We start from the raw sequence: 21,187 nt of genomic DNA on the forward strand, positions 1-21,187 counted from the left end.
GCTTCTAAAATCTAAAAGCTAAACTACTCACCACGCATCATGATCATTTCTTTAAAGAACTTTCTCGCCGCCGCATCGCGCTTTGGCCTTGTATATCTTATCCTTTCGGACTTGACTTTCTTTTTTTTGTTTCCCTTCCTCTGTGGTTGGGATTGCAAAGGTAGGAATCTTTTCTGATCTTCCAAATTTATTTTGAAAATAATTCTGGTGATCTCCGCTTCCCGAATCCGCTCGTTTTATCAGCTAACGCCTCCATAAACTCGCTTTTTCTATCCTCTCAACATCCTTCCTCCCTTGCGGAGTGGTGCAAAGGTAGAATAAACTTTCGCACCTCCAAAACCTTTTTTCCCTTTTTATGTTTTAGCAAAGCTAACTGCCTTAAAAAGAGAGAGATTTTTTTGAACACGAATAGTTATTTATTCGCGCCTTTTCTAAACACCCAGTATTTTTGTAGCGTAAAGTTGAACCCTAAAGAAACTACCAACTCTACCATCAAGCGTGTAATTCGATAATCAATACCTGTTATATCTGTTAAAAAAGGTGTTCCCTGAGATTTCAAAAGAATACTTCCAATAACCATGACGACAAATTTCCACAGTTGATCGCCTACGGCAGTATCTTGATCTTTGAAGGTCCAATACCGATTGATTGAAAAATTCACCACCGCACCAATAGTTCCAGAGATCACAATGGACGTGCTAACAGGTAAACCAAAAAGCTCTACGCCGCAGATCATGACTCCATAATCTACCATACCACCAACAAATGCGGATAGCTGTGCTTTTAGAAACTGTTTTACACCTTGAGCCATGTGGTATTCTTACAATTCAGAGATTCATCTTTTCAGCAGCATCACGCTCATCACCCAAATCCATTAGCTTTTTGGTATCGACCAAATTAATGAAGAACAAAGCTACGCAGATAAGGAATACGGCATAAAGTATGGTGCCTGGTATCAGAATCTCCAGAATAATCACCAAACATAAAATGACCCGTACTTCTGTAGGCCCTAGCAATCCTGCATCGATCGTGTATTTGTCGGTGATTTTATAACGAAGCTGGCTAATGATCATGGCCCAACCGTAGAGAGCAACTAGCAAGAAACCCATTATTTCGTACTCAGACTCCACGTATAAATGAAATCCAAGTCCGATAAATACTGTACTGATCCAATCCATCACGATATCCAATGCAAAGCCATACCATTTCCGAGATTTATTGCGATAGTATGCGATACGCCCATCCAAAGAATCACCAAACCATTGGACAAAAAAACCAAAAGGAGCTAACCAGAGGTAATTTATCGTGTAATAATTTGCTAAGACAAAGCTAGCAAAGATGATAAGTGAACCTAATAAACCAATGGCGGTAAGGCCGTCTGATGTAATGGATTGCGGTATGCGAGGAACGAGGTAACTGATAAACTTTTGCTCTGGCACACTCAATATATTCGTCCGTTTTCTGTCTGCAAAAAGTTTTTTATTTGTTTTCATAGTGATTGTATTAAAGCCAATGGTGCTCTTTGTACCACATCAGGCTTTCTGTAAGACCGGCTTCTAAATCGTAGCGCGGCTCAAAGTGTAATTCTTGTTTTGCTTTAGCAATATCGCATGCCCAGCTGCCAGCAGTAATTTCCTTTAGCCGTTCTGCATACAATACAGGTGTTTTGGTAGAAGATTTATAAAGCCATTCCGAAATGCTGGCTATTCGTTGGACAATGCTAAAAGGCACGTGCAACCGCAACATCCGCTTTTGCGTAATTTGCTTAAATAAGTTTGCTAATTGATAGCGATCATACACTCCCCCATCGGTAAGATTATAGAATTCTAATTTTGCCATTGGCAATTTTAAGCTTTCTATCAGGAGATTTGCTAGATCTTTCACATAGATGAATGTCAGTGCTTGGGGATTTCGGCCGATATAAGCATCAATGCCTTTATTTAAGGTCTGCAGCAAGATAAAGATATCTTTATCTTTCGGACCATACACTGCTGTCGGGCGAAAAATACGGATCGGTTTGTCCGCAAATTGTTCGTGTACCAACTGTTCCATACGCATTTTACTGCGTCCGTATACCGTTACGGGCTGGTAAGCCGAGTTTTCGTCAATCAATTCTCCATTATACGGCATTGGGCCGATAGCGGCCAAACTACTCAAAATATGCAAGCCGATTGGCGGGTATGTTATGGAAAATGCGGCTGTCAATAAATTAATCGTGTAATCTATGTTGACGGTTTGCATGTCAGATTCACGTTTTGCTTTGGTAAGCGCTGCAGCGTGAATGATATAAGTGTAGGATTCTTCTTCTAGCCACTCCCCTAGTTTCTCCACGTTGGAGAAATCAGCTTCGATGAACTTGTCCACTAAATGGGCAATATCATCCGTTTTGCTGGAGCGGCGGATAGTTGCATGAATGGTATAACCGGCTGTTTTTGCTGCATGTACCAGATGATATCCCACAAATCCACTGGCACCGGTTATTAACAGCTTTGGTTGCTTCATACCGATTTCTCGAACAAGCGATATCGCTTGTATAATTGTCCGTTTATCTGTTCAATAGCACTATTCATTAAATAATTGCTATCCAACATCCAGGAACATTCTGCCCCTTTTAGGCCACTTTTCTTTCCGTTTCTAATCAATCTTCCGTACAGACAGGCTTCAATACCAAGCTTTCTATACGGCTCTAATACGCCCAACATCAGTACCCTAACATGATCTATATTCTTCCTGCCGAACAACAACTTAAAAATGCCTGTCGGCAGTAAGCGACCACGCTTGATCTTTATTTGCACCTGATTGATATCGGGCACTCCCAGTGTGAATGCGACAATCTCCCCTGCCTTCTCTGCCACAATAGCATATTGCGGATCCAAAACCATTTTCAAATCCTTAGCCGTATGATTAAATTCTTCATCCGTCATTGGCACGAATCCTAGGTTTTTGTCCCACGCGGAATTGTATACCGCTTTTATTTTCTCGGCTTCGTTTTTGAAGTCTTTGAGGTTTATTTCTCGAAGAACGATGCCTGAACGATTTAAACGTTCTTCCAAACGATCCATCAAATCCAATGCGCGCCCACTGACCGTAGCAGTATCGATATAATAGGCTCGCAGATCTTCCTTCTTCGCAAAACCATAATTACTGATAAGGTCTGCGTAATAAGGATAATTGTACGTCATCATGGCCATCGGTGGGCGGTCAAAACCTTCCACCAACAAACCACAGGTATCATTAGTCGTTAAGTTTATCGGACCCACGATTTGATCTCCGCCTTTTTCCTGTACCCATTTTGTCACCTGATCGAATAGCGCATTGGCCACTTCTTGGTCATTAATGCATTCGAAGAAACCAAAGTGTCCTTCGGTTGCGTGCACATAGGCATTATGGTTGTTATTCCAAATGGCTACAATACGTCCAGACAAAACACCATTTTTAAAAGCTAAAAATGGCTGTGCGGTAGAATGTTTGTAAAAAGGATGTTTATCAGATGATAATAAATCTTGTTGCCCCAAGAAAAGTTCAGGCACGTAATTTTTATCCCCTTGATATAGATCATGCGGGAAGTCTATAAAACGAGCGAGCTGTTTTTTATCTTTTACGGGTACAATTTCAATCATAGGTAGATAGGAGCTTTTAGCTCAATAACTCAACATCGGCTGCTTTGAAAATTTTTGCCATTTTCTCTACTGCTTCATCAATTTGGTCAAAAGAATGTGTCGCCATTAACGACAAACGGATCAACGATTCTTCGGCAGGTACAGCCGGTGAAACCACAGGATTGACGAAAACGCCATCTTCTTGTAGCGCTTTGGTCACCCAGAACGTTTTTTCGTTGTCTCTGATGAATATCGGTAGGATCGGACTTTGTGTATCCCCTAAATCAAAACCATTATCTAATAATAATTGCTTTGCATAATGGGTATTCTTCCAAAGCTTCTCGATATGCTCTGGTTCCGTTTGTATAATATCGAGCGCTTTCAGTGTACAAGCCACAGACGCCGGCGTCATACTAGCACTGAACATCAATGAACGCGCTTTGTGTTTCAAATATTCAATGACATCGGCATCTGCTGCAATAAAGCCACCAAGTGACGCTAGGGATTTACTAAAAGTTCCCATAATCAGATCCACTTGATCAGTAAGTCCGAAATGATCTGCCGTACCGGCACCCAGATGGCCAATTACGCCTAAACTGTGCGCATCATCCACCATCACGGCAGCCTCGTACTCTTCCGCGATCTTTACCATTTCTGGCAAATCCACGATATCGCCTTCCATACTGAAGATACCATCGGTAGCAATCATTTTTAGGCTTTCTTCTGGCAAACGGGAAAGTTTAGCACGTAAATCTGCCATATCATTGTGCGCGTACTTGATCACTTTCGAAAATGATAAACGGCTTCCATCAATAATAGAGGCATGATTGCGATCATCTAGCAAAAGATAGTCATTGCGACCTGTAAGACAAGACAAAGGACCTAAGTTTGATTGAAAACCGGTACTAAAGAGGATTGCCGCTTCTTTGCCTACATAGCTTGCCAGACGCTCTTCCAACTCAATATGGATATCTAACGTACCATTCAGAAAGCGTGAGCCTGCACAACCGCTACCGTATTTCTCCAGTGCTAATTGGCCGGCTTCCACAATACGTTGATCGGTCGTTAAACCCAAATAGGAATTGGATCCAAACATTAATACACGCTTGCCATCAATAATGACCTCGGTATCTTGCCGAGATTGTATGGGACGAAAGAAGGCATAAAGCCCTTTTGCTTTTAAATAATCAACTTCCGTAAACTGCGATATTCTACCGCTCAACTTTCCTTTGCTCATTCTATTGTGATGTGCTATGTACTATTCCGCACAGATGTTTATACTTTTTGAACATCCGGATGCAAATGTCAGAAATTTACTGCAAACCTAATACAAATTACTAAAATTTGACCGTTTGAAGATCATTCCGCAAAATCCATAGGATATTAGGCTGGCAAATGTACGGAACTAGACCAAATATTTTTACATACAATGCCACATAAATATCAAAAAATTAATTCAATTTTAACATAAAAAACAATTATTTGTTACAACTTTCGTTGTCGACTGGTATTTCGTACTTTTGCAGATTAAGGTTTGCAAGTATGGCTATCGCATCGAGAATTAATATAAAAAATAAAAGAGCAACATTCGAATACCACATTTTAGACACCTACACGGCTGGATTGGGATTGCTAGGCACGGAGATTAAATCTATTCGGGAAGGCAAAGCAAATATCAATGATAGCTTTTGTGCATTTTTCGAAGATGGTCTTTATATCCGCAACATGCATATTGCAGAGTATTCGTTCGGTTCGTTTTATAACCACGAAGCCAAACGAGATCGTAAACTTTTACTGACCAAACGTGAACTCAAGAAGTTAAAAGACAAAGGTGAAGAAAAAGGCTTTACGATCGTACCATTGCGTATTTTCATCAGCGAACGTGGTTTTGCCAAAGTTGAAATCGCCTTGGCACAGGGTAAAAAGGATTTTGATAAGAGAGATACGATTAAAGAACGTGAATCGAAACGAGAGCTTGATCGTGCCATGAAACGTTAATGTGCTAGCCCCATTTTTTGCGCATATGCTCCTGGTGTTAACCCTTCCCGCCTGCCAAATAAGCGGACAAAATAATTAACATCGTTGAATCCGACGGCGTAGCCTGCTTCTTTGACACTTAGGCCTTGTTCAAGAAACCGCTTGGCAAATGCTATTCGTTCCCGAATTACATATTCCATAGGGCTAATCCCCACCTGAAACTTAAATTCTTTAAACAAAGCGGAGCGACTCATGTTAGCTTTTTTACTGAGAAGATCAATGGTTAGTTCGCTAGATATGTGCTCTCGAATAAATTCAGTAAGGTAATTCAATAAAGAAGTTTTTTTATCCTCTTCCGTCATTAAATGTAACAGATTCTGTGTTTGTAAAGTACGAATCAGCAACTCTTGAATGGTTAATTCCGCTAAAGCTTCGTGGAAAAAATCATTACCCGACATTAACCGAAACAATTTATTCGTCAGATACATAGTCTCCGCGTCGTGTTTAAAATGAAATTTATCCCAACGGAAATGCCATTCTGCAGATTGATCACAGGCGGGTTGCCGCTCATTTAGAAACGCAACCACATCCTCCACTTTTCGACGATCTATCGTCAACGCGGCACACTGCGTGGGTGCCGAAATCTTTGCCTCAGGAAAGTCAATCTTCATCAATTTGTTTTCTGGTAATATCAAAGTTTCGCCTGGTATGTAATCGAAAGATGGCGTATTTTCTAAATGCATGACCTTCTTGCCTCGCAACATGTTGACCATCACGACATCATCAAACTGAAGAGGAACAGCATGCGTAGGTTGATAAGTCTCAAAGACATTGAACTCAAAACTCCCAAAGGTAGCCACTCGTCGATTCTCTACCAACGTGGACAATTGCTTGTCTGTAGAAAGTGGTAATACATCTAATGCATAATTATACCTCATACCGATCCAATTTAGCCGTGAACGATCTAGGTAAGATACGAAAAAAAATAAATCGAAAGAAAAAAAACAATTGCTTGACCATGAATAACAATTGTGCTATTGATTAGGATTATTATGCTAAATATCAGCTTACTAAACCACTAAATTTGAGGTGTTGACGATTTACATAATCGCATCATAAAACTAAATTTTGGTAATCATGAGTGTATTAGAAAGACCTTCGTTCAAAGAACGATATGACAACTACATTGGCGGAAAATTCGTAGCGCCAGTAAACGGCAAATACTTCGACAACATCTCCCCTATAGATGGCAAAGTATTTACAAAAGTAGCGCACTCCAGCAAAGAAGATTTGGATTTAGCAGTAGAAGCTGGTGCCAAAGCTTTTACAACGTGGAGTAAAACATCTGCCACCGAGCGCAGTATCATCCTCAATAAAATTGCCGATCGGCTAGAAGAAAACTTAGAATATCTGGCGACCGTAGAAACCATTGACAATGGTAAAGCTGTCCGCGAAACCTTGAATGCCGACATTCCCTTAGCCATTGATCACTTCAGGTATTTCGCTGGTGTGATCCGCGCCGAAGAAGGTAGCGCGACCGAATTGGATTCAGATACCTTATCGCTGATTATTCACGAACCTTTGGGTGTGGTGGCACAAATTATTCCTTGGAATTTCCCAATTCTGATGGCCGTGTGGAAGCTTGCTCCAGCATTGGCCGCAGGCTGCACCGTAGTATTGAAACCTGCAGAAAGCACACCTACTTCGATCTTAGTACTGATGGAGATAATAGAAGATCTCCTTCCAGCGGGCGTAATCAACATCGTAAACGGCTTTGGCGCAGAGCTCGGCCGCGCTTTGGTCACCAATCCGAAAATATCCAAAGCCGCCTTTACCGGATCTACCGCAACTGGAAGATTAGTGATGCAATACGCGACAGAAAACATCATTCCTGTAACGTTAGAGTTGGGTGGCAAATCGCCGAATGTTTTCTTCAATTCGGTGCTGGATCACGACGATGACTACTTAGACAAAGCTATCGAAGGTGCCGTATTATTTGCCCTCAATCAAGGAGAGATCTGTACCTGCCCATCCAGAATCTTAGTGCAGGAAGATATCGCCGACAAATTTATTGAAAAGGTCATCGCGCGTGTTAAGCAGATCAAAGTGGGCAATCCACTAGATCCTGATGTGATGATGGGAGCGCAAGCTTCTGAAATACAGAAAGACAAAATCCTGTCTTACATCAAATTAGGAAAAGAAGAAGGCGCAGAAGTGCTTACCGGAGGTGAAGTGAATAAGGTAGGCGAAGGATTAAATGCAGGTTATTACATACAACCCACCGTCTTCAAAGGGCACAATAAGATGCGTATTTTCCAAGAGGAAATATTTGGACCGGTGGTTTCACTAACCACGTTTAAAGATGAAAAAGAAGCCATCGAAATTGCCAACGATACCATTTATGGCTTGGGTGCCGGCGTATGGACTAGAGATGCGCATCAACTGTATACTGTACCAAGAGCGATACAAGCGGGTCGTGTGTGGGTCAATCAATACCACGCTTATCCTGCCGGTGCTCCGTTTGGCGGATACAAACAATCTGGCGTTGGACGTGAGAATCATAAAATGATGCTCGGACACTACCGCCAGTCTAAAAACATGCTGATCTCTTACAGTAAAAAGAAACTAGGCTTCTTCTAGAATACAAATCGCTAAGCTCAATCCAATCTCAGGATCTTAGCTATTCGTTCAGCAAACATTAAATTGATCGAGTATTGCCTTTCACCACACCGAAAGGCAATATTCTTACGTTTTTGAATTATGACTGAAAGATTATCACTCACAGAAAGCGCCAAAGAACTGATCCATGAATTAGTGGAAAAGCATGGGGATCTGATGTTTTACCAAGCGGGTGGTTGTTGCGAAGGCACACAACCACAGTGCTTCGAAAAAGGTGGATATTATCCCCGATACAATGATGCGATGATTGGCTTGGTAGAAGGATTCGAATTCTGGATTGATCGGGATCTATTTGAATATTGGCAATATTCGCATTTCACCTTAGATGTGCTCCAAGGCTTCGGACCAGGCGGTTTCTCCCTAGAAACACCTCTCGGCAAAACGTTTAAAGTGCATTATCGCTTATTTACAGAAAGCGAATTAGCCGATTTGCCACCGGTCATTAGAAGTGTTTAGAAGCCGAAGGCTACTTAAGCTAAGTAGATACGTTTAAGCCTTGCAATACCGGAATCGGCTTTTTGTCGTCGTTTAGCGCCACAAAAGTAAAAGAACCTTGAATCGCTAACTCACGGCTATCCTCGTACATGCTTTCCAAGAAAATCTGTACCCGCACTTTCACACTGGTATTTCCCACTTTTTCTACACGCCCGACTGCTTCTACAATACTGCCGGCCGGAATGGCTTTATTGAAATCAATCTTATCGGTAGAGACCGTCACCAATCGTTTGCGACAGAAACGTGTGGCTGCCATAAAACTTACCTCATCCATAATGGCGAGTGCCTTACCACCAAAAAGCGTATCATGATGATTAGTAATGGACGGGAAAACTGTAATACAAACGCGGGTTTCTGATCGTTCTATTCTTTCTGCTATGGTCACCGCTGTTGCTTCTTCTATCGTTTGCAAATTGTACTGATTTTAATAATGCGTGCAAAGATACATAAATCTAGCCTGCTGTACCAGATTGTGCATCTACTTCCACACCAATGCCTTTCAACAGCATCGAGGCGTTGAATATTTTACACTCGCCCGATTTGAGTTGATAATCAAACAGCATCTCCCCTTCTTGTATTTGTATATCGAAATGATAATTGACCAGATCCTGCGGATATTCATCCGCCAATTGCGACAGCTGCAAATCGTGCGTAGCCACCATCCCCTTGCCATCCATGTGCAAAAGTTTTTTGATGATCGCTTTTGATCCTAAGTACTTGTCGACCGAGTTGGTACCTCGCAGCATTTCATCAATCAAGAAAAAGCTATCCTTAGCCACCTCTACCACGCCCAAGATGAATTTCATACGATCTAACTCTGCTTTAAAAGTGGAAGTACTTTCGTTCAGGTCATCTTTAATCCGCATATACGTCACCAAGCGATAGATTGGAAGTCTGAATTGCGAAGCGCACACTGCTGATCCAGCATAAGCGAGTACCGCATTGATACCGACAGTACGCAAAAAAGTACTTTTACCGGCCATATTAGATCCGGTGACCAAGGCCACGCGATGATCGTGCGCGGAGTAGTCATTTGCCACAGATTTATTTTCGGGAATAAGCGGATGCGCTAGATTTTGCGCTTCGATCCGATCTTGCTGTGCATCGGCGGCGATTTCCGGAAATTTCCAATCTGGATGATTGTAAGACAAAATACCGAATGAAATCAACGCCTCGTAGGATGCCATTACTTCGAAGGCCTGCAAGGTATCTTCTGCGTATTCATTTTTCCATTTCATAATCGCCAATACTTGCCTAAAATCCCACAGCATAAACATATTGAGCAGAGCACCCACGATCATATTGTTGCGCGCATCCAATTTATCAATGAGCTTACCGAGTTTATGTAATGCTTGCGAGAGCGGCGCATCGTTGTCGGTTCGCAAGCCCTTTTGCAGCCTTTGATTGAGCGGAGCGGTGAAAGCCCGTTTTTCGATCGCCTCAATCGCCCCGCTATAGGCCATCATAATCGCCCCGATCTTATCAATTCGATTCGAGAAAACCGAGACGCGCCCCCCCAGCGCTAACGTCCATAACAAATGCGCAATAGCCAGCATCAATACATATGACATCACATTATATCCGAACAACGAAACGCCAATCCCGCCAACAATGAGGATGGGGGCTACAAAGGTGTAGATCTGCATAAAGCGATTTCCGAACGTCATGGCTTTGCCCTCAAAATAGGCAGCAAGGTACATTCGGAGATTGGTGTTCGATTTTACGTTGAACAGCAGTTTGGTTTGCAATCGCTGATTAAAGGTCGCATCGTTCGCAAACTCTTGTATAGCTACCTGCCGATCGACTATGGTCTGCCGATCTGGCGCCGAATCCAGCCATTGCGCCAAGGTATCACACCCATCTTGCGTAGCACAACGATTCACCTTTTCAAATAAGGAATGTGAGCCGAATATATCTAAGTCCGAAGAATAAGGATGTTTTCCGTCTTCATAATCTGCGCCATTGGAATACAGATTCGGCTCTCCGCCCATCATCTGTTGCTCATTTTCATTGACCTGCAAAAATGCTTTCTTCTCGTCACGCAACCTTTCCAGTCTGGCCTGTCGAGACACCAAGTACAAGAAAAGTACGATGACCAAAATGGTACACAACAGCACATGTGTGACATTATTGGATTGGAAAAGTACGAATAGCGCTGCTCCGCCACCGATAATCACGGCAAGGCGTAGTAAACTGAACGTATTTACTTGCTTATCCAGCAGCGCAATTTCCGCCTTAGTTTGAGAAATATTTTGTTGATAGAAGTTTAATGACACGAAGTTTATCGATTTTGAATCATGAATACTACACGATCAAAGAGCCGATATCCCATTCGGTATTACCAGGCCTGATCGCCTACCAAAGGTACGAAACGAAATGTATCGAGTTCTATACGTTCGAAGTCATTTTCGCCTACGCGCAATATGGTTACCATTTTTTGTTCTTTCTCATCCCCTACCGGAATGACTAACAGCCCGCCAAACTTGAGTTGTTTGAGCATAATTTCGGGCACTAGCGGCGCTCCTGCTGTCACAATGATTTTATCATATGGTGCACTAGCTGCAATCCCTTTCGAGCCATCCCCATAATGGAAATGAGGATGATAGCCCATATAGGGCAATACCATTTTGGTACGATTGTACAAATTTTCCTGTCGCTCGATGGTAAATACTTCTGCACCTAACTCCAATAGCACACAAGTTTGATAACCCGATCCAGTGCCGATTTCCAATATTTTGTCGCCGGAACGTACATGTAACAATTCCGACTGATACGCTACGGTATACGGTTGCGAGATCGTTTGTCCGTCGCCGATCGGGAAGGCGATATCGCGGTACGCCTGATTCCAAAATGTTTCATCGAAAAAATAATGGCGTGGCACTTTGCCAATGGCTGAGAGCACCCGTTGATCTTGAATACCGCGCTTTTCCAACAGTTTAACCAGTTGCTTGCGCGCACCCTTTTCTCTATAATTATCGATGAATTTGTAGGCCATTTGCTTCAAAAATAACATTGTTAAGCCACATTTTAGCACTTTAGTTACAAATCGTTGGCCACGAGTTATTTTACATTTCACGCTGTACAGACACCAAAAATGCCTGAAAATTTCAATAGCTTTACCAAACAATCTTATTAGTAATGCACTACCTACGGATTATCAGCTTATTCATCTTATTGACCAGCATCAGCGCATTCGCGCATGCACAAGATCCAAAATCCGATGCATATGCAACCCAATTTCAGGCCATCGTAGACCAACACAATTTGCGTGGCACCATCCTCATTTTCGATGTAGAGCAGGATACTTTTTATTCCAATGATTTCCAACGTGCAACAGAAGGATTTTTACCCGCGTCCACGTTTAAGATACCCAATACATTAATCGCTTTAGAGACCGGCGTAGTTACCAATGCCAACAGCATACTGCCTTGGGATGGCAAGAAACGCAATATGAAGGCTTGGGAAAAGGATCTCGCATTGAAAGATGCTTTCCGCTTATCCTGCGTCCCTTGCTATCAAGAGATTGCTGGCAAGATCGGCTTATCACGCATGCAGCAATACCTTAGCCGATTTTCGTATACTGGTATGGATGTAAGAAAAGAAACCTTGCAAAACTTTTGGTTGGTCGGCGCGTCCAAAATATCTGCTTTTCAACAAGTACAATTTTTGCGCGATTTCTACAACCGAAAATTTCAGCTATCCGATCACACCTATGATTCTATGCTTCAAGTATTTGAAATAGAATCAACTCCTAACTATTCTCTGAGTGGAAAAACTGGCTGGAGCACCGATCATGGAGACAATGGTTGGTTTGTCGGCTACTTACGTCGTGGCGATAGTATGTACTTCTTTGCGGCCAACTTAGAGCCAAAAGATGCCCGCAAAGTAGAAGAATTTCTCCCAGCCCGCGAAAAGGCGGTTCGCCAAGCCTTGCAAAGCATGCATGCCTTTCAAGAAAAAAATTAAAAAACAAAACTGATGAAAAGATACACGATTTATACCCTACTCCTTCTACTCTCTTTACAAGGTGGCTTTGCTCAAGTTCGCGATGAGGTAAACAAGCAAGTCCTAAAAGTGCTGGCGATTGGCAACAGCTTTTCCGAAGATGCGTTGGAAAATTACTTGCACGATCTAGCAGCAGCAGCCGATCGCGAGATTATTATTGGCAATCTTTATATCGGCGGTGCTCCGCTAGATCTACATGTTCGTAATGCACAAGAAGATAAGTCCATCTACAGTTATCGAAAAGTAGCGTTAGATGGTAACAAAACTACACAGGAAAACACATCGATCTCCAAAGCGCTGGCCGACGAAGATTGGGACTACGTAAGCCTACAACAGGCTAGTCCGCTATCTGGCCAGTACAGCGTGATTATGCAAAGTTTACCGGCTTTGATGGACTATGTAAAAGGAAAAATTGCACCGCACACGCAGTTGGTGTACCATCAAACCTGGGCTTATCAAGCCGATAGTCAGCATGAAGGATTTGTCAATTATCAAAAAAGTCAGCAGCAGATGTACGATGCTATTGCGTCTTCTACAAAGCAAATAAGCAAACAGAAAGGATTTGCCTTTGTCGTACCCTGCGGCACGGCGATTCAGAATGCGCGGAGCAGTAGTATAGGCGATCATTACACGCGCGACGGCTACCACTTGGAGTTGAATTATGGCCGTTTTACCGCAGCGTGTACTTGGTACGAGAAGTTGTTCCAACTCGACGCTCGGAAGAATACCTATAAGCCAGCAAGCATCACGGAAAGCCAAGCGCAAATCGCGAAAGAAGCAGCGCATGCGGCCGTTAAAAAACCATTTAAAACAACCAAGATTAAGAAATAGTTTCGTCTATTATCTTTTTCGTTCTTTTTGGTTTATTTTCTTTATATTTAAAATATCCACAAATGGAACGAGCAAATGATAAACAGTTCGAAGTTTTCAAGAGACACGCAGACTAACCGATTAGCAGAAACAAGCGAGTGGGATTTTATTATAATAGGCGGCGGCGCCACCGGATTAGGTGTTGCCGTTGATGCGGCAAGCCGCGGATTTAAAACCCTGCTATTAGAGAAAACAGATTTTGCCAAAGGGACATCCAGCCGCAGTACCAAATTGGTACATGGTGGTGTACGCTATCTGGCGCAAGGCGACATAAAATTAGTTTACGGCGCGCTGAGAGAGCGTTGGCGCATTTTCCAAAATGCACCACACGTTTCCCGTACACAATCTTTTATCATACCCTGCTATAGCTTTTTCGAGAAATGGAAGTACCTTATCGGGCTGAAATTATACGATTGGTTAGCGGGCAAATATAGCATCGGACGTTCTGTATTCTTATCCAAGAAACAAGCGGCTAAGCATCTCGGAAATCTAAAAACACCAAATCTCCATGGTGGAGTACGTTATTATGATGGTCAGTTTGATGATGCGCGATTGGCCGTCAATCTGGCACAAACGGCAATCGAACAACAAGCCTGTGTACTCAATCATGCCTCGGTGACCGCCGTACTCAAAAATGCCAATGGGCAGGTAGATGGAGTTGCCTTTGTAGATCTCGAAACAGACCGCGCCTATCAGGTGAGTGGTAAAGCTATCATTAATGCCACGGGCATTTTTGTAGACGACATATTGTCGATGGCCAGCCCGAAGCATCCACAAATGGTGCGGCCAAGTCAAGGTACGCATGTGGTGGTCGATCGATCTTTCTTAGCAGAAGCGCAGGACGCATTGATGATTCCAAAAACCAGCGACGGCCGCGTACTGTTCGGTGTGCCGTGGCACAATTACCTCGTATTGGGCACCACCGATACCGCTATCGAAGAGAAAAGCGAAGAACCGATTCCACTTGAAGAAGAGATCGATTTCATTTTATCGACGGCGGCAGATTACCTAGAAAATGCGCCGACTAGAGCAGATGTGCGCAGTACATTCTCGGGCTTACGACCACTAGCTGCAACCTCAGGGAATAGCCAAAAAACCAAAGAGATATCAAGAGATCACAAGCTGATCGTCCACGAATCTAAGTTGATCACGATTACAGGAGGGAAATGGACGACGTATCGCAAAATGGCCGAAGATACGGTCAATAAAAGTATCCAAGCCTTGAACTTGCCTTGGGCAGACTGCAAAACCGTTTCGCTACCGATACATGGATCAGAAACTTCCAAATCATCTCCCGAAGAGCGGCTCGCTACCTATGGTACGGATGCTGCGCAAGTCATTGCTTTAGAACAAAGTAATCCCGACTTTGCTGCCCGAATTATACCTGAGCTTCCGCATACGATCGCTCAAGTGGTATGGGCTATTCGTGAAGAAATGGCGCGCACGGTAGAGGACGTGCTCGCTCGGCGTTTACGTTTGCTATTTCTAGACGCTAAACTGGCCATGGCGGCAGCGCCCACTGTAGCTCACGTTCTAGCGACAGAACTAAATCGCGACTCAGATTGGGAAGCAGAACAGGTTCGCTCATTCGAAGCATTAGCACAAGGTTATCTGACCAGCGATGCCCAAAATCAAACTTCATTTTTAGACGTTTCTCCATCCTAAATCACGACTTGTATGAAACCTTATATCCTTTCTATCGATCAAGGCACCACGAGCTCGCGTGCTATTTTAGTCGATCACGACGGAAAAATTATAGACATTGCACAACAGGAATTTGAGCAGCATTTCCCGCAATCTGGCTGGGTAGAGCACGATCCTATGGAAATCTGGTCTTCTCAACTGGCTGTAATTACCTCCGTGATTGCCAAGAGCAAAATTCGCTCGGCAGATATACATGCCATCGGCATTACCAACCAGCGCGAAACTACCATTGTGTGGGATCGAAAAACGGGAAAACCGATCTACCCCGCCATCGTGTGGCAAGATCGCCGAACAGCAGATTATTGTGATGAATTGAAGGAAAAAGGACTGGAAGACCTGGTGCGTGATAAAACGGGCTTATTGATTGATTCCTACTTCTCGGCAACGAAGATAAAGTGGATATTGGATGAAGTGGATGGCGCTCTCGAGCGTGCCAAAGCGGGGGAACTCGCCTTCGGCACAGTAGATTCTTGGTTGATCTGGAATCTGACGAATGGTGAGCTACACATCACAGACATTACCAATGCTTCGCGTACGATGCTATTTAATATCCATAGCTGCGAGTGGGATAACGAACTCCTCGAATTATTCGACATTCCAGAAGCCATCCTGCCAGAAGTAAAATCATCGTCCGAGGTATATGGGGAAACTTCTGTCGATGTGTTGAAGACAGCTATTCCCATTGCTGGTATTGCTGGCGATCAGCAATCTGCCTTATTCGGACAGCTATGTATAGAAAAAGGCATGGTAAAGAATACCTATGGCACCGGTTGTTTCATGTTGATGAATACAGGCAGCAAAGCGATTAAATCTGAACATAAACTGGTCACCACAATTGCTTGGAAAATTGGCGATGAAGTCACTTATGCGCTGGAAGGCAGCGTCTTTATCGCTGGCGCGGTGGTACAGTGGCTTCGCGATGGTTTGGGAATAATCAAAAAGTCAAAGGACGTCACCTCGTTAGCTAAAAAAGTAGAAGATACCGGCGGTGTCTATATTGTACCAGCTTTTGCTGGCCTTGGTGCTCCACATTGGGATGCACGAGCTCGCGGCAGTGTGTATGGTATTACTCGTGGCACGACAGACGCTCACTTGGCGCGCGCTTGCTTAGAATCCATTGCTTTTCAGACCTATGATGTATTGGAAGCTATGCAACATGATGCTGGCCATGCTATTGAAGAACTTCGTGTGGATGGCGGTGCGACATCAAATAGTGTTTTATTAAAATTTCAAGCGACGCTGTTGGGTGCTACGGTCGTACGACCAGAAAACACGGAAACAACGGCCATGGGCGCAGCTTATCTTGCCGGACTGGCTACAGGCTTCTGGAAAGACATCGCAGAAGTACAGCAAAAATGGTCGGTCGATAAGAGAATTGAGCCAGAAAAAGATATTGATAGCACAGCTGCCTTAAAAGAGTGGCATGCAGCTGTAGAAGCAACAAAAGTATGGGCAACGCTTAAAAATAAAAAATCATGAGTCCGATTGTAGCTGAATTATTTGGCACATTTTTAATGATCCTACTCGGCTGTGGAGTCGTAGCCAATGTGGTGTTGAAAGACACCAAAGGACATGCTGGCGGTTGGATTGTCATCACTACAGCCTGGGCTTTGGCGGTATTTGTCGGTGTTTCTGTAGCTGGGCCTTACAGCGGCGCGCACCTAAATCCCGCTGTCACGCTATCTGTTTGGATGATTGATGAGGTAGATACTAGTACTGCTTTATCGTATGTTGGTGGACAATTTGCTGGCGCCATGTTGGCTTCTGTTGTGGTATGGCTTTGTTATCGTCCGCATTTCGATCGCACGCAAGATGGAGCGACTACACAAGCGGTATTCTGCACCGCGCCGGCCATACGTGAACGCAATTCGAACTTCATCACAGAGTTAGTCGCTACATTTGTACTCATCTCTACTATTTTATTTTTTCAAGAACCTTCTATGCAACTGGAAGAGACCGCTGGCGTCATTGGCTTAGGATCTATCGGTGCGTTACCTGTCGCATTTTTGGTATGGGGAATAGGTTTAGCATTGGGTGGTACCACAGGTTACGCCATCAATCCAGTTCGTGATCTTGGCCCTCGTATCATCTACAGCATTTTGCCCATCAAACCCAAAGCTGGATTTGATGCAAGCTATGCGTGGGTTCCAGTTTTAGCACCATTAATAGGCTCAGCGATAGCAACGTTGCTGTATCAGATCCTAACTTCGGCGAGTTAGGTAAGCATCGATTGTTATGAGATAAGCTTTGAGTAATCTTGATGAGCATAATCCCAAATAAAAGGTAGATATTTGAGGTATGCACATCAAATCAGGTCTATCTATACTAATTATATTACTTGCCAGCGCTTGTGGAGAGACGAAAGTGGAAGATCAGTACAGCTATTACCAAGCTATTGAAAATCGGGACACGACTTTTTTGCGATTACAGATTAGTGAGGGTCGCTTTTTTGGTGATTATGTGTTTGCCAAAGGCGATAGCTACCATGTTAGAGGAGATTTCAAGGGCGAAACCGCTGGAGACACCTTGTCTGGCATGCTGGTGTACACGCCATATGGCCATAAAAATTCAAAAAAAGTAGCTTTTGCACTATTGAAATCGGGCGACAAGCTCTACGAAGGAAAAGGGATTCAGACGATCTATATGGGTGTCCCGTTTTATCCACCGACATCACTTAGCTTTGATTCTCATCGGATATTTACGCCTAGCGAAAAGCAAAGAGTTTTTACAAAAGAATAATGATTGCTAGCAAAGTCACTTATGCGAATAAGTCATCCAGCTGAAACAGCAAATTCTGGGAAGTACAGCAACCTTCAATCTGATTAAGAGAAAATATCTTTTAATAAGGATCTACATCCACCACCACACGCACGCCTGAATTTTTTTTATCCAGTTCGAAATGGAGCAATGCTTGGCGAATTAATTCTTTTACTTTGACAATGCTAATACCCGTACGTTCCACTTTTAAGGTAATAGTCTGTATATAAAAGTTGCGAATGCGCGCAACTAAGGGTTGCTCTGGACCAAGAACACGCTGCTCTAGAGTAATACGCAACAGATTGGCTAATTTATTCGCCGAATCCAAACATTTATCCTGATCGGTATGCTTCACGTCCAATCGGATCAAGCGGTAAAAAGGCGGATAATGATAACTTTTTCGTTCGGTAATTTCGTTGGTAAACATCGCCAGATAATCGTGTTGTACCACTTGCTCCAGCACCCGATGATTAGGCGAATAAGTTTGGATAATTACGCGACCTTGCGTCTGCCGACGACCGGATCTTCCTGCTACTTGTGAAAACAATGAATATGCCCGTTCGTAAGACCGGAAATCCGGAAAATTGATCATAGCATCTGCATTGATGATACCGATCAAATTTACCCGACCAAAGTCCAAACCTTTGGCCACCATCTGTGTACCGATCAACACATCAAATTCGTGATCGTCGAATGCCGTAATCACTTTATCAAATCCATGCTTACCACGTGTAGAATCCAAATCCAGGCGACCGATGCGCAAATCTGGCATCAATAATTCTAGCTCCTCTTCTATTCTTTCGGTACCATAGCCTTTATTCTCCAAATGGGTAGAACCACAGGCGGGACAAACCTGCATCGTATCTTCCGAGAAACCGCAATAATGACAGTGTAATAAGTTACTCGATTTATGATAGGTCAGGCTCACATCACATTGCACACATTTGGCAACATAGCCACAGGTTTTACATTGCAAGAAGGGCGTGTGGCCACGACGATTTTGAAAGAGAATAACTTGTTCTTTTTGTGCTACGGCATCTTCGATGCCTTTCAACAGCGTTTTACTGAAGTAATTCACCATCTGATCTTTCTTCCCTTCTTCCGTCACATGAATGATCTCGATAGCCGGCAATTGAACTTCTCCGAAGCGCTCCGATAGCGTCACCAAACCATACTTACCTGCCTTGGCATTATAGAAACTTTCTACCGAAGGCGTAGCAGAGCCTAATAATACCTTGGCGTCATAGGAGTTTGCCAGGTAAATTGCCGCATCCCTTGCATGATATCGGGGCGCTGGTTCGAATTGTTTGTACGAGCTTTCGTGCTCCTCATCGACTACGATCAAACCGAGATTTTGAAAGGGCAATAATACGGCTGAACGCGCGCCTATAATAATTTTAAGCTCACCGTTCAATACTTTATACCACACCTCTGCCCGTTCGTTATCATTAAATTTGGAATGATATACGCCCAACTGATCCCCAAAATATAATTTTAGACGCTCGGTGATCTGTGCCGTTAAAGCGATCTCCGGTAATAGGAATAGCACTTGCCTTCCCTGTTCTAACGCCTTTTCGATCAGCCGAACATATAATTGCGTTTTACCCGAAGCCGTTACTCCGTGTAGCAATACCACGTCTTTCTCTTCAAAAAAATCGTTGATTTCATCGTATGCTTGCTGTTGCGGCGTACTAAACGTGAAATCTTTCTGCAAGACAATATCCGTACCTTGAAAACGACTCACTACTTTTTCCTTGACATCGAAAACGCCTTTATCAATTAATGCAGTAATGGCCGATGAACCGCAGCCCGACGCTTCCATGATATCCTGACGGGTGATCTCGCCCCCTTGCTTTTGCAATTGCATGAAAGCAAGCACCGCATCCTGCTGCGTCGGTGCACGATTCAAAGAATCTAGCAACAGGCGCTTGCCTTCTCCGTCTGAATATAGAGACGATAAGGTAAAGAAGGTTTTTACCTTCGGTTTATACTTTTGCTTAATCTCTTCGGAGATCAGGATAAAACCTTTATCAAACAAACTTTTAAGCAGCGGAAATACCGTTTTCTGTCCCAATATTTTGATGACGTCGCTAATACGCAGCTCACCTGCCACATCCAGCGCATCCATCACAAGGAATGCTTTATCATTCAATCCACTGCGATCCAGATCTTCTTGATCCGCAGAGCGAATCTTTGTTTCAGACGCCATTTTTAAGGCTGCTGGCAAAGCCGCTTGCATCACATCCCCGAGATGGCACATATAATAATCAGCGATCCAATGCCAGAAATCCAGCTGTTGCACACCAACGATTCCTTGCTCATCTACCACGTCCAGAATGTATTTTGCTTCGTATCGAAGCGGCGCTTCCTTTGTTACGCGTTCCACAATGGCCGCATAGATTCGGTTTTTACCAAACTGCACGATCACGCGCACACCCAATTTTACTTTTTCGTTGAGTGCTTCTGGCACACGATACGTATACGACTTAGCAATTGACAGCGGCAATACAACCTCTACAAATAGCGTCTGGCGCGCAGCGGCGGATTCGAAAAGCTGGGGTGATGACATATACAAATGTAAAAAAATACCCTCGATTAGCAGCTACTAAGCGAGGGTATCTCTGTTTCTAAAATAAGGATGCTTTATGCGCGGTGTCTCAACGCGGCGGAGAATAAACCAATCCAACCGATGATAAAAAACAGCCCGCCGATAGGCGTAATTGGCCCCAACATGCTGACCTGCGTAATCCCAAGCAATTCACGTGTACTCAAAATGTATAGTGAGCCAGAAAACAGAAAAATGCCGACCGTGAATGCAATGAATGATAAGCGTATAGATTGACTCTTTGCACGCGAGAAAGTAGACAGGAATAATAAGGCCAATGTATGGTAAAAATGATATCGATTGGCGGTTTCCCAGGTTTCTAACTGAGATTCACTTACTTTGCCTTCTAAACCATGTGCTCCGAATGCTCCTAATATCACAGCAACCATTCCGAAAAATGCTGCAGTAAGAATAATTTGTTTGTTCATAATAGTATATCGTGCTACGCGGCCGATTTCTTGATGCTAAATGTATACAATTTGATGCATACTCTACA

The 21,187-nt window shown here is 43.4% G+C and carries 20 protein-coding genes; 9 read left to right on the forward strand and 11 right to left on the reverse strand.

What is annotated here, in order from left to right; all coding sequences use genetic code 11:
- Positions 1-412: 412 nt before the first annotated feature.
- From GKO22_RS00005 to spt, 5 genes are read right to left on the reverse strand one after another with little or no spacing between them, the layout of a single operon-like run.
- Complete coding sequence (locus GKO22_RS00005) at positions 413-811, reverse strand: GtrA family protein (protein ID WP_166332108.1); 399 nt, start codon at positions 809-811, stop codon at positions 413-415.
- Between the two features lie 16 nt (positions 812-827).
- A complete protein-coding gene (locus GKO22_RS00010; protein WP_166332109.1) occupies positions 828-1,493 on the reverse strand; it encodes a CDP-alcohol phosphatidyltransferase family protein in 666 nt (221 codons plus the stop codon).
- A gap of 10 nt (positions 1,494-1,503) precedes the next feature.
- On the reverse strand, positions 1,504-2,502 hold the full coding sequence (locus tag GKO22_RS00015) for an NAD-dependent epimerase/dehydratase family protein (protein WP_166332110.1): 999 nt from the start codon (positions 2,500-2,502) through the stop codon (positions 1,504-1,506).
- Positions 2,499-3,620 carry a hypothetical protein gene (locus GKO22_RS00020; protein ID WP_166332111.1) on the reverse strand — a complete coding sequence of 374 codons (1,122 nt, stop codon included), beginning with the start codon at positions 3,618-3,620 and terminating at the stop codon, positions 2,499-2,501. The genes GKO22_RS00015 and GKO22_RS00020 overlap by 4 nt, the downstream gene beginning before the upstream one ends.
- A gap of 16 nt (positions 3,621-3,636) precedes the next feature.
- Complete coding sequence (spt, locus tag GKO22_RS00025) at positions 3,637-4,836, reverse strand: serine palmitoyltransferase (protein WP_166332112.1); 1,200 nt, start codon at positions 4,834-4,836, stop codon at positions 3,637-3,639.
- Positions 4,837-5,141: 305 nt separating this feature from the next.
- Here spt and smpB point away from each other — a divergent pair, with 305 nt between their 5' ends.
- On the forward strand, positions 5,142-5,597 hold the full coding sequence (gene smpB / locus GKO22_RS00030; protein ID WP_116777100.1) for an SsrA-binding protein SmpB: 456 nt from the start codon (positions 5,142-5,144) through the stop codon (positions 5,595-5,597).
- On the opposite strand, the gene GKO22_RS00035 is transcribed toward smpB, so the two are convergent.
- On the reverse strand, positions 5,594-6,514 hold the full coding sequence (locus GKO22_RS00035) for an AraC family transcriptional regulator (RefSeq protein WP_166332113.1): 921 nt from the start codon (positions 6,512-6,514) through the stop codon (positions 5,594-5,596). The two genes, smpB and GKO22_RS00035, sit on opposite strands and share 4 nt — an antisense overlap.
- A gap of 199 nt (positions 6,515-6,713) precedes the next feature.
- On the opposite strand from GKO22_RS00035, the gene GKO22_RS00040 reads away from it, so the two are divergent.
- Both GKO22_RS00040 and GKO22_RS00045 read left to right on the forward strand, forming a co-directional pair.
- Positions 6,714-8,216, forward strand: a complete 1,503-nt coding sequence (locus GKO22_RS00040) for an aldehyde dehydrogenase family protein (protein ID WP_166332114.1) — start codon at positions 6,714-6,716, stop codon at positions 8,214-8,216.
- Between the two features lie 120 nt (positions 8,217-8,336).
- A complete protein-coding gene (locus GKO22_RS00045) occupies positions 8,337-8,711 on the forward strand; it encodes a DUF779 domain-containing protein (protein WP_166332115.1) in 375 nt (124 codons plus the stop codon).
- A gap of 19 nt (positions 8,712-8,730) precedes the next feature.
- Here GKO22_RS00045 and GKO22_RS00050 read toward each other — a convergent pair whose 3' ends face one another.
- The 3 genes from GKO22_RS00050 to GKO22_RS00060 all read right to left on the reverse strand — a co-directional run bounded on the left by GKO22_RS00050 (position 8,731) and on the right by GKO22_RS00060 (position 11,745).
- Complete coding sequence (locus tag GKO22_RS00050; protein ID WP_166332910.1) at positions 8,731-9,135, reverse strand: acyl-CoA thioesterase; 405 nt, start codon at positions 9,133-9,135, stop codon at positions 8,731-8,733.
- A 67-nt stretch (positions 9,136-9,202) separates the two neighbouring features.
- Positions 9,203-11,026, reverse strand: a complete 1,824-nt coding sequence (locus GKO22_RS00055; RefSeq protein WP_317165675.1) for a MutS-related protein — start codon at positions 11,024-11,026, stop codon at positions 9,203-9,205.
- Positions 11,027-11,088: 62 nt separating this feature from the next.
- Complete coding sequence (locus GKO22_RS00060; protein WP_166332116.1) at positions 11,089-11,745, reverse strand: protein-L-isoaspartate(D-aspartate) O-methyltransferase; 657 nt, start codon at positions 11,743-11,745, stop codon at positions 11,089-11,091.
- A gap of 143 nt (positions 11,746-11,888) precedes the next feature.
- On the opposite strand from GKO22_RS00060, the gene blaOXA reads away from it, so the two are divergent.
- The 6 genes from blaOXA (at position 11,889) to GKO22_RS00090 (ending at position 18,068) form a co-directional block, all read left to right on the forward strand.
- The gene (blaOXA, locus tag GKO22_RS00065) at positions 11,889-12,716 is read left to right on the forward strand and encodes a class D beta-lactamase (protein WP_166332117.1); all 828 of its coding nucleotides are present in this window, start codon (positions 11,889-11,891) and stop codon (positions 12,714-12,716) included.
- Between the two features lie 12 nt (positions 12,717-12,728).
- Complete coding sequence (locus GKO22_RS00070) at positions 12,729-13,586, forward strand: DUF4886 domain-containing protein (protein ID WP_166332118.1); 858 nt, start codon at positions 12,729-12,731, stop codon at positions 13,584-13,586.
- Positions 13,587-13,661: 75 nt separating this feature from the next.
- Positions 13,662-15,290 carry a glycerol-3-phosphate dehydrogenase/oxidase gene (locus tag GKO22_RS00075; RefSeq protein WP_166332119.1) on the forward strand — a complete coding sequence of 543 codons (1,629 nt, stop codon included), beginning with the start codon at positions 13,662-13,664 and terminating at the stop codon, positions 15,288-15,290.
- Positions 15,291-15,302: 12 nt separating this feature from the next.
- Complete coding sequence (gene glpK / locus GKO22_RS00080) at positions 15,303-16,808, forward strand: glycerol kinase GlpK (protein ID WP_166332120.1); 1,506 nt, start codon at positions 15,303-15,305, stop codon at positions 16,806-16,808.
- On the forward strand, positions 16,805-17,548 hold the full coding sequence (locus GKO22_RS00085) for an MIP/aquaporin family protein (RefSeq protein WP_166332121.1): 744 nt from the start codon (positions 16,805-16,807) through the stop codon (positions 17,546-17,548). The genes glpK and GKO22_RS00085 overlap by 4 nt, the downstream gene beginning before the upstream one ends.
- A gap of 79 nt (positions 17,549-17,627) precedes the next feature.
- Complete coding sequence (locus GKO22_RS00090) at positions 17,628-18,068, forward strand: hypothetical protein (RefSeq protein ID WP_166332122.1); 441 nt, start codon at positions 17,628-17,630, stop codon at positions 18,066-18,068.
- 100 nt (positions 18,069-18,168) lie between these two features.
- Here GKO22_RS00090 and priA read toward each other — a convergent pair whose 3' ends face one another.
- Both priA and GKO22_RS00100 read right to left on the reverse strand, forming a co-directional pair.
- Positions 18,169-20,655, reverse strand: a complete 2,487-nt coding sequence (gene priA, locus GKO22_RS00095) for a replication restart helicase PriA (RefSeq protein ID WP_166332123.1) — start codon at positions 20,653-20,655, stop codon at positions 18,169-18,171.
- 74 nt (positions 20,656-20,729) lie between these two features.
- Positions 20,730-21,119, reverse strand: a complete 390-nt coding sequence (locus tag GKO22_RS00100; RefSeq protein WP_166332124.1) for a DUF423 domain-containing protein — start codon at positions 21,117-21,119, stop codon at positions 20,730-20,732.
- Positions 21,120-21,187 lie beyond the last annotated feature (68 nt).

Source organism: Sphingobacterium chungjuense, from assembly GCF_011316935.1.
Classification (GTDB): domain Bacteria; phylum Bacteroidota; class Bacteroidia; order Sphingobacteriales; family Sphingobacteriaceae; genus Sphingobacterium; species Sphingobacterium chungjuense.

Excerpts from the sequence above, each read along its gene's own strand:
- glpK (WP_166332120.1), top strand. The coding sequence starts at position 15,303 with ATGAAACCTTATATCCTTTCTATCGATCAAGGCACCACGAGCTCGCGT.
- GKO22_RS00085 (WP_166332121.1), top strand. The coding sequence starts at position 16,805 with ATGAGTCCGATTGTAGCTGAATTATTTGGCACATTTTTAATGATCCTA.
- GKO22_RS00070 (WP_166332118.1), top strand. The coding sequence starts at position 12,729 with ATGAAAAGATACACGATTTATACCCTACTCCTTCTACTCTCTTTACAA.
- GKO22_RS00040 (WP_166332114.1), top strand. The coding sequence starts at position 6,714 with ATGAGTGTATTAGAAAGACCTTCGTTCAAAGAACGATATGACAACTAC.
- GKO22_RS00075 (WP_166332119.1), top strand. The coding sequence starts at position 13,662 with ATGATAAACAGTTCGAAGTTTTCAAGAGACACGCAGACTAACCGATTA.
- smpB (WP_116777100.1), top strand. The coding sequence starts at position 5,142 with ATGGCTATCGCATCGAGAATTAATATAAAAAATAAAAGAGCAACATTC.
- GKO22_RS00015 (WP_166332110.1), bottom strand. The coding sequence starts at position 2,502 with ATGAAGCAACCAAAGCTGTTAATAACCGGTGCCAGTGGATTTGTGGGA.
- GKO22_RS00010 (WP_166332109.1), bottom strand. The coding sequence starts at position 1,493 with ATGAAAACAAATAAAAAACTTTTTGCAGACAGAAAACGGACGAATATA.
- GKO22_RS00060 (WP_166332116.1), bottom strand. The coding sequence starts at position 11,745 with ATGGCCTACAAATTCATCGATAATTATAGAGAAAAGGGTGCGCGCAAG.
- GKO22_RS00045 (WP_166332115.1), top strand. The coding sequence starts at position 8,337 with ATGACTGAAAGATTATCACTCACAGAAAGCGCCAAAGAACTGATCCAT.
- GKO22_RS00005 (WP_166332108.1), bottom strand. The coding sequence starts at position 811 with ATGGCTCAAGGTGTAAAACAGTTTCTAAAAGCACAGCTATCCGCATTT.
- blaOXA (WP_166332117.1), top strand. The coding sequence starts at position 11,889 with ATGCACTACCTACGGATTATCAGCTTATTCATCTTATTGACCAGCATC.
- spt (WP_166332112.1), bottom strand. The coding sequence starts at position 4,836 with ATGAGCAAAGGAAAGTTGAGCGGTAGAATATCGCAGTTTACGGAAGTT.
- GKO22_RS00020 (WP_166332111.1), bottom strand. The coding sequence starts at position 3,620 with ATGATTGAAATTGTACCCGTAAAAGATAAAAAACAGCTCGCTCGTTTT.
- GKO22_RS00100 (WP_166332124.1), bottom strand. The coding sequence starts at position 21,119 with ATGAACAAACAAATTATTCTTACTGCAGCATTTTTCGGAATGGTTGCT.
- GKO22_RS00090 (WP_166332122.1), top strand. The coding sequence starts at position 17,628 with ATGCACATCAAATCAGGTCTATCTATACTAATTATATTACTTGCCAGC.
- priA (WP_166332123.1), bottom strand. The coding sequence starts at position 20,655 with ATGTCATCACCCCAGCTTTTCGAATCCGCCGCTGCGCGCCAGACGCTA.
- GKO22_RS00035 (WP_166332113.1), bottom strand. The coding sequence starts at position 6,514 with ATGAGGTATAATTATGCATTAGATGTATTACCACTTTCTACAGACAAG.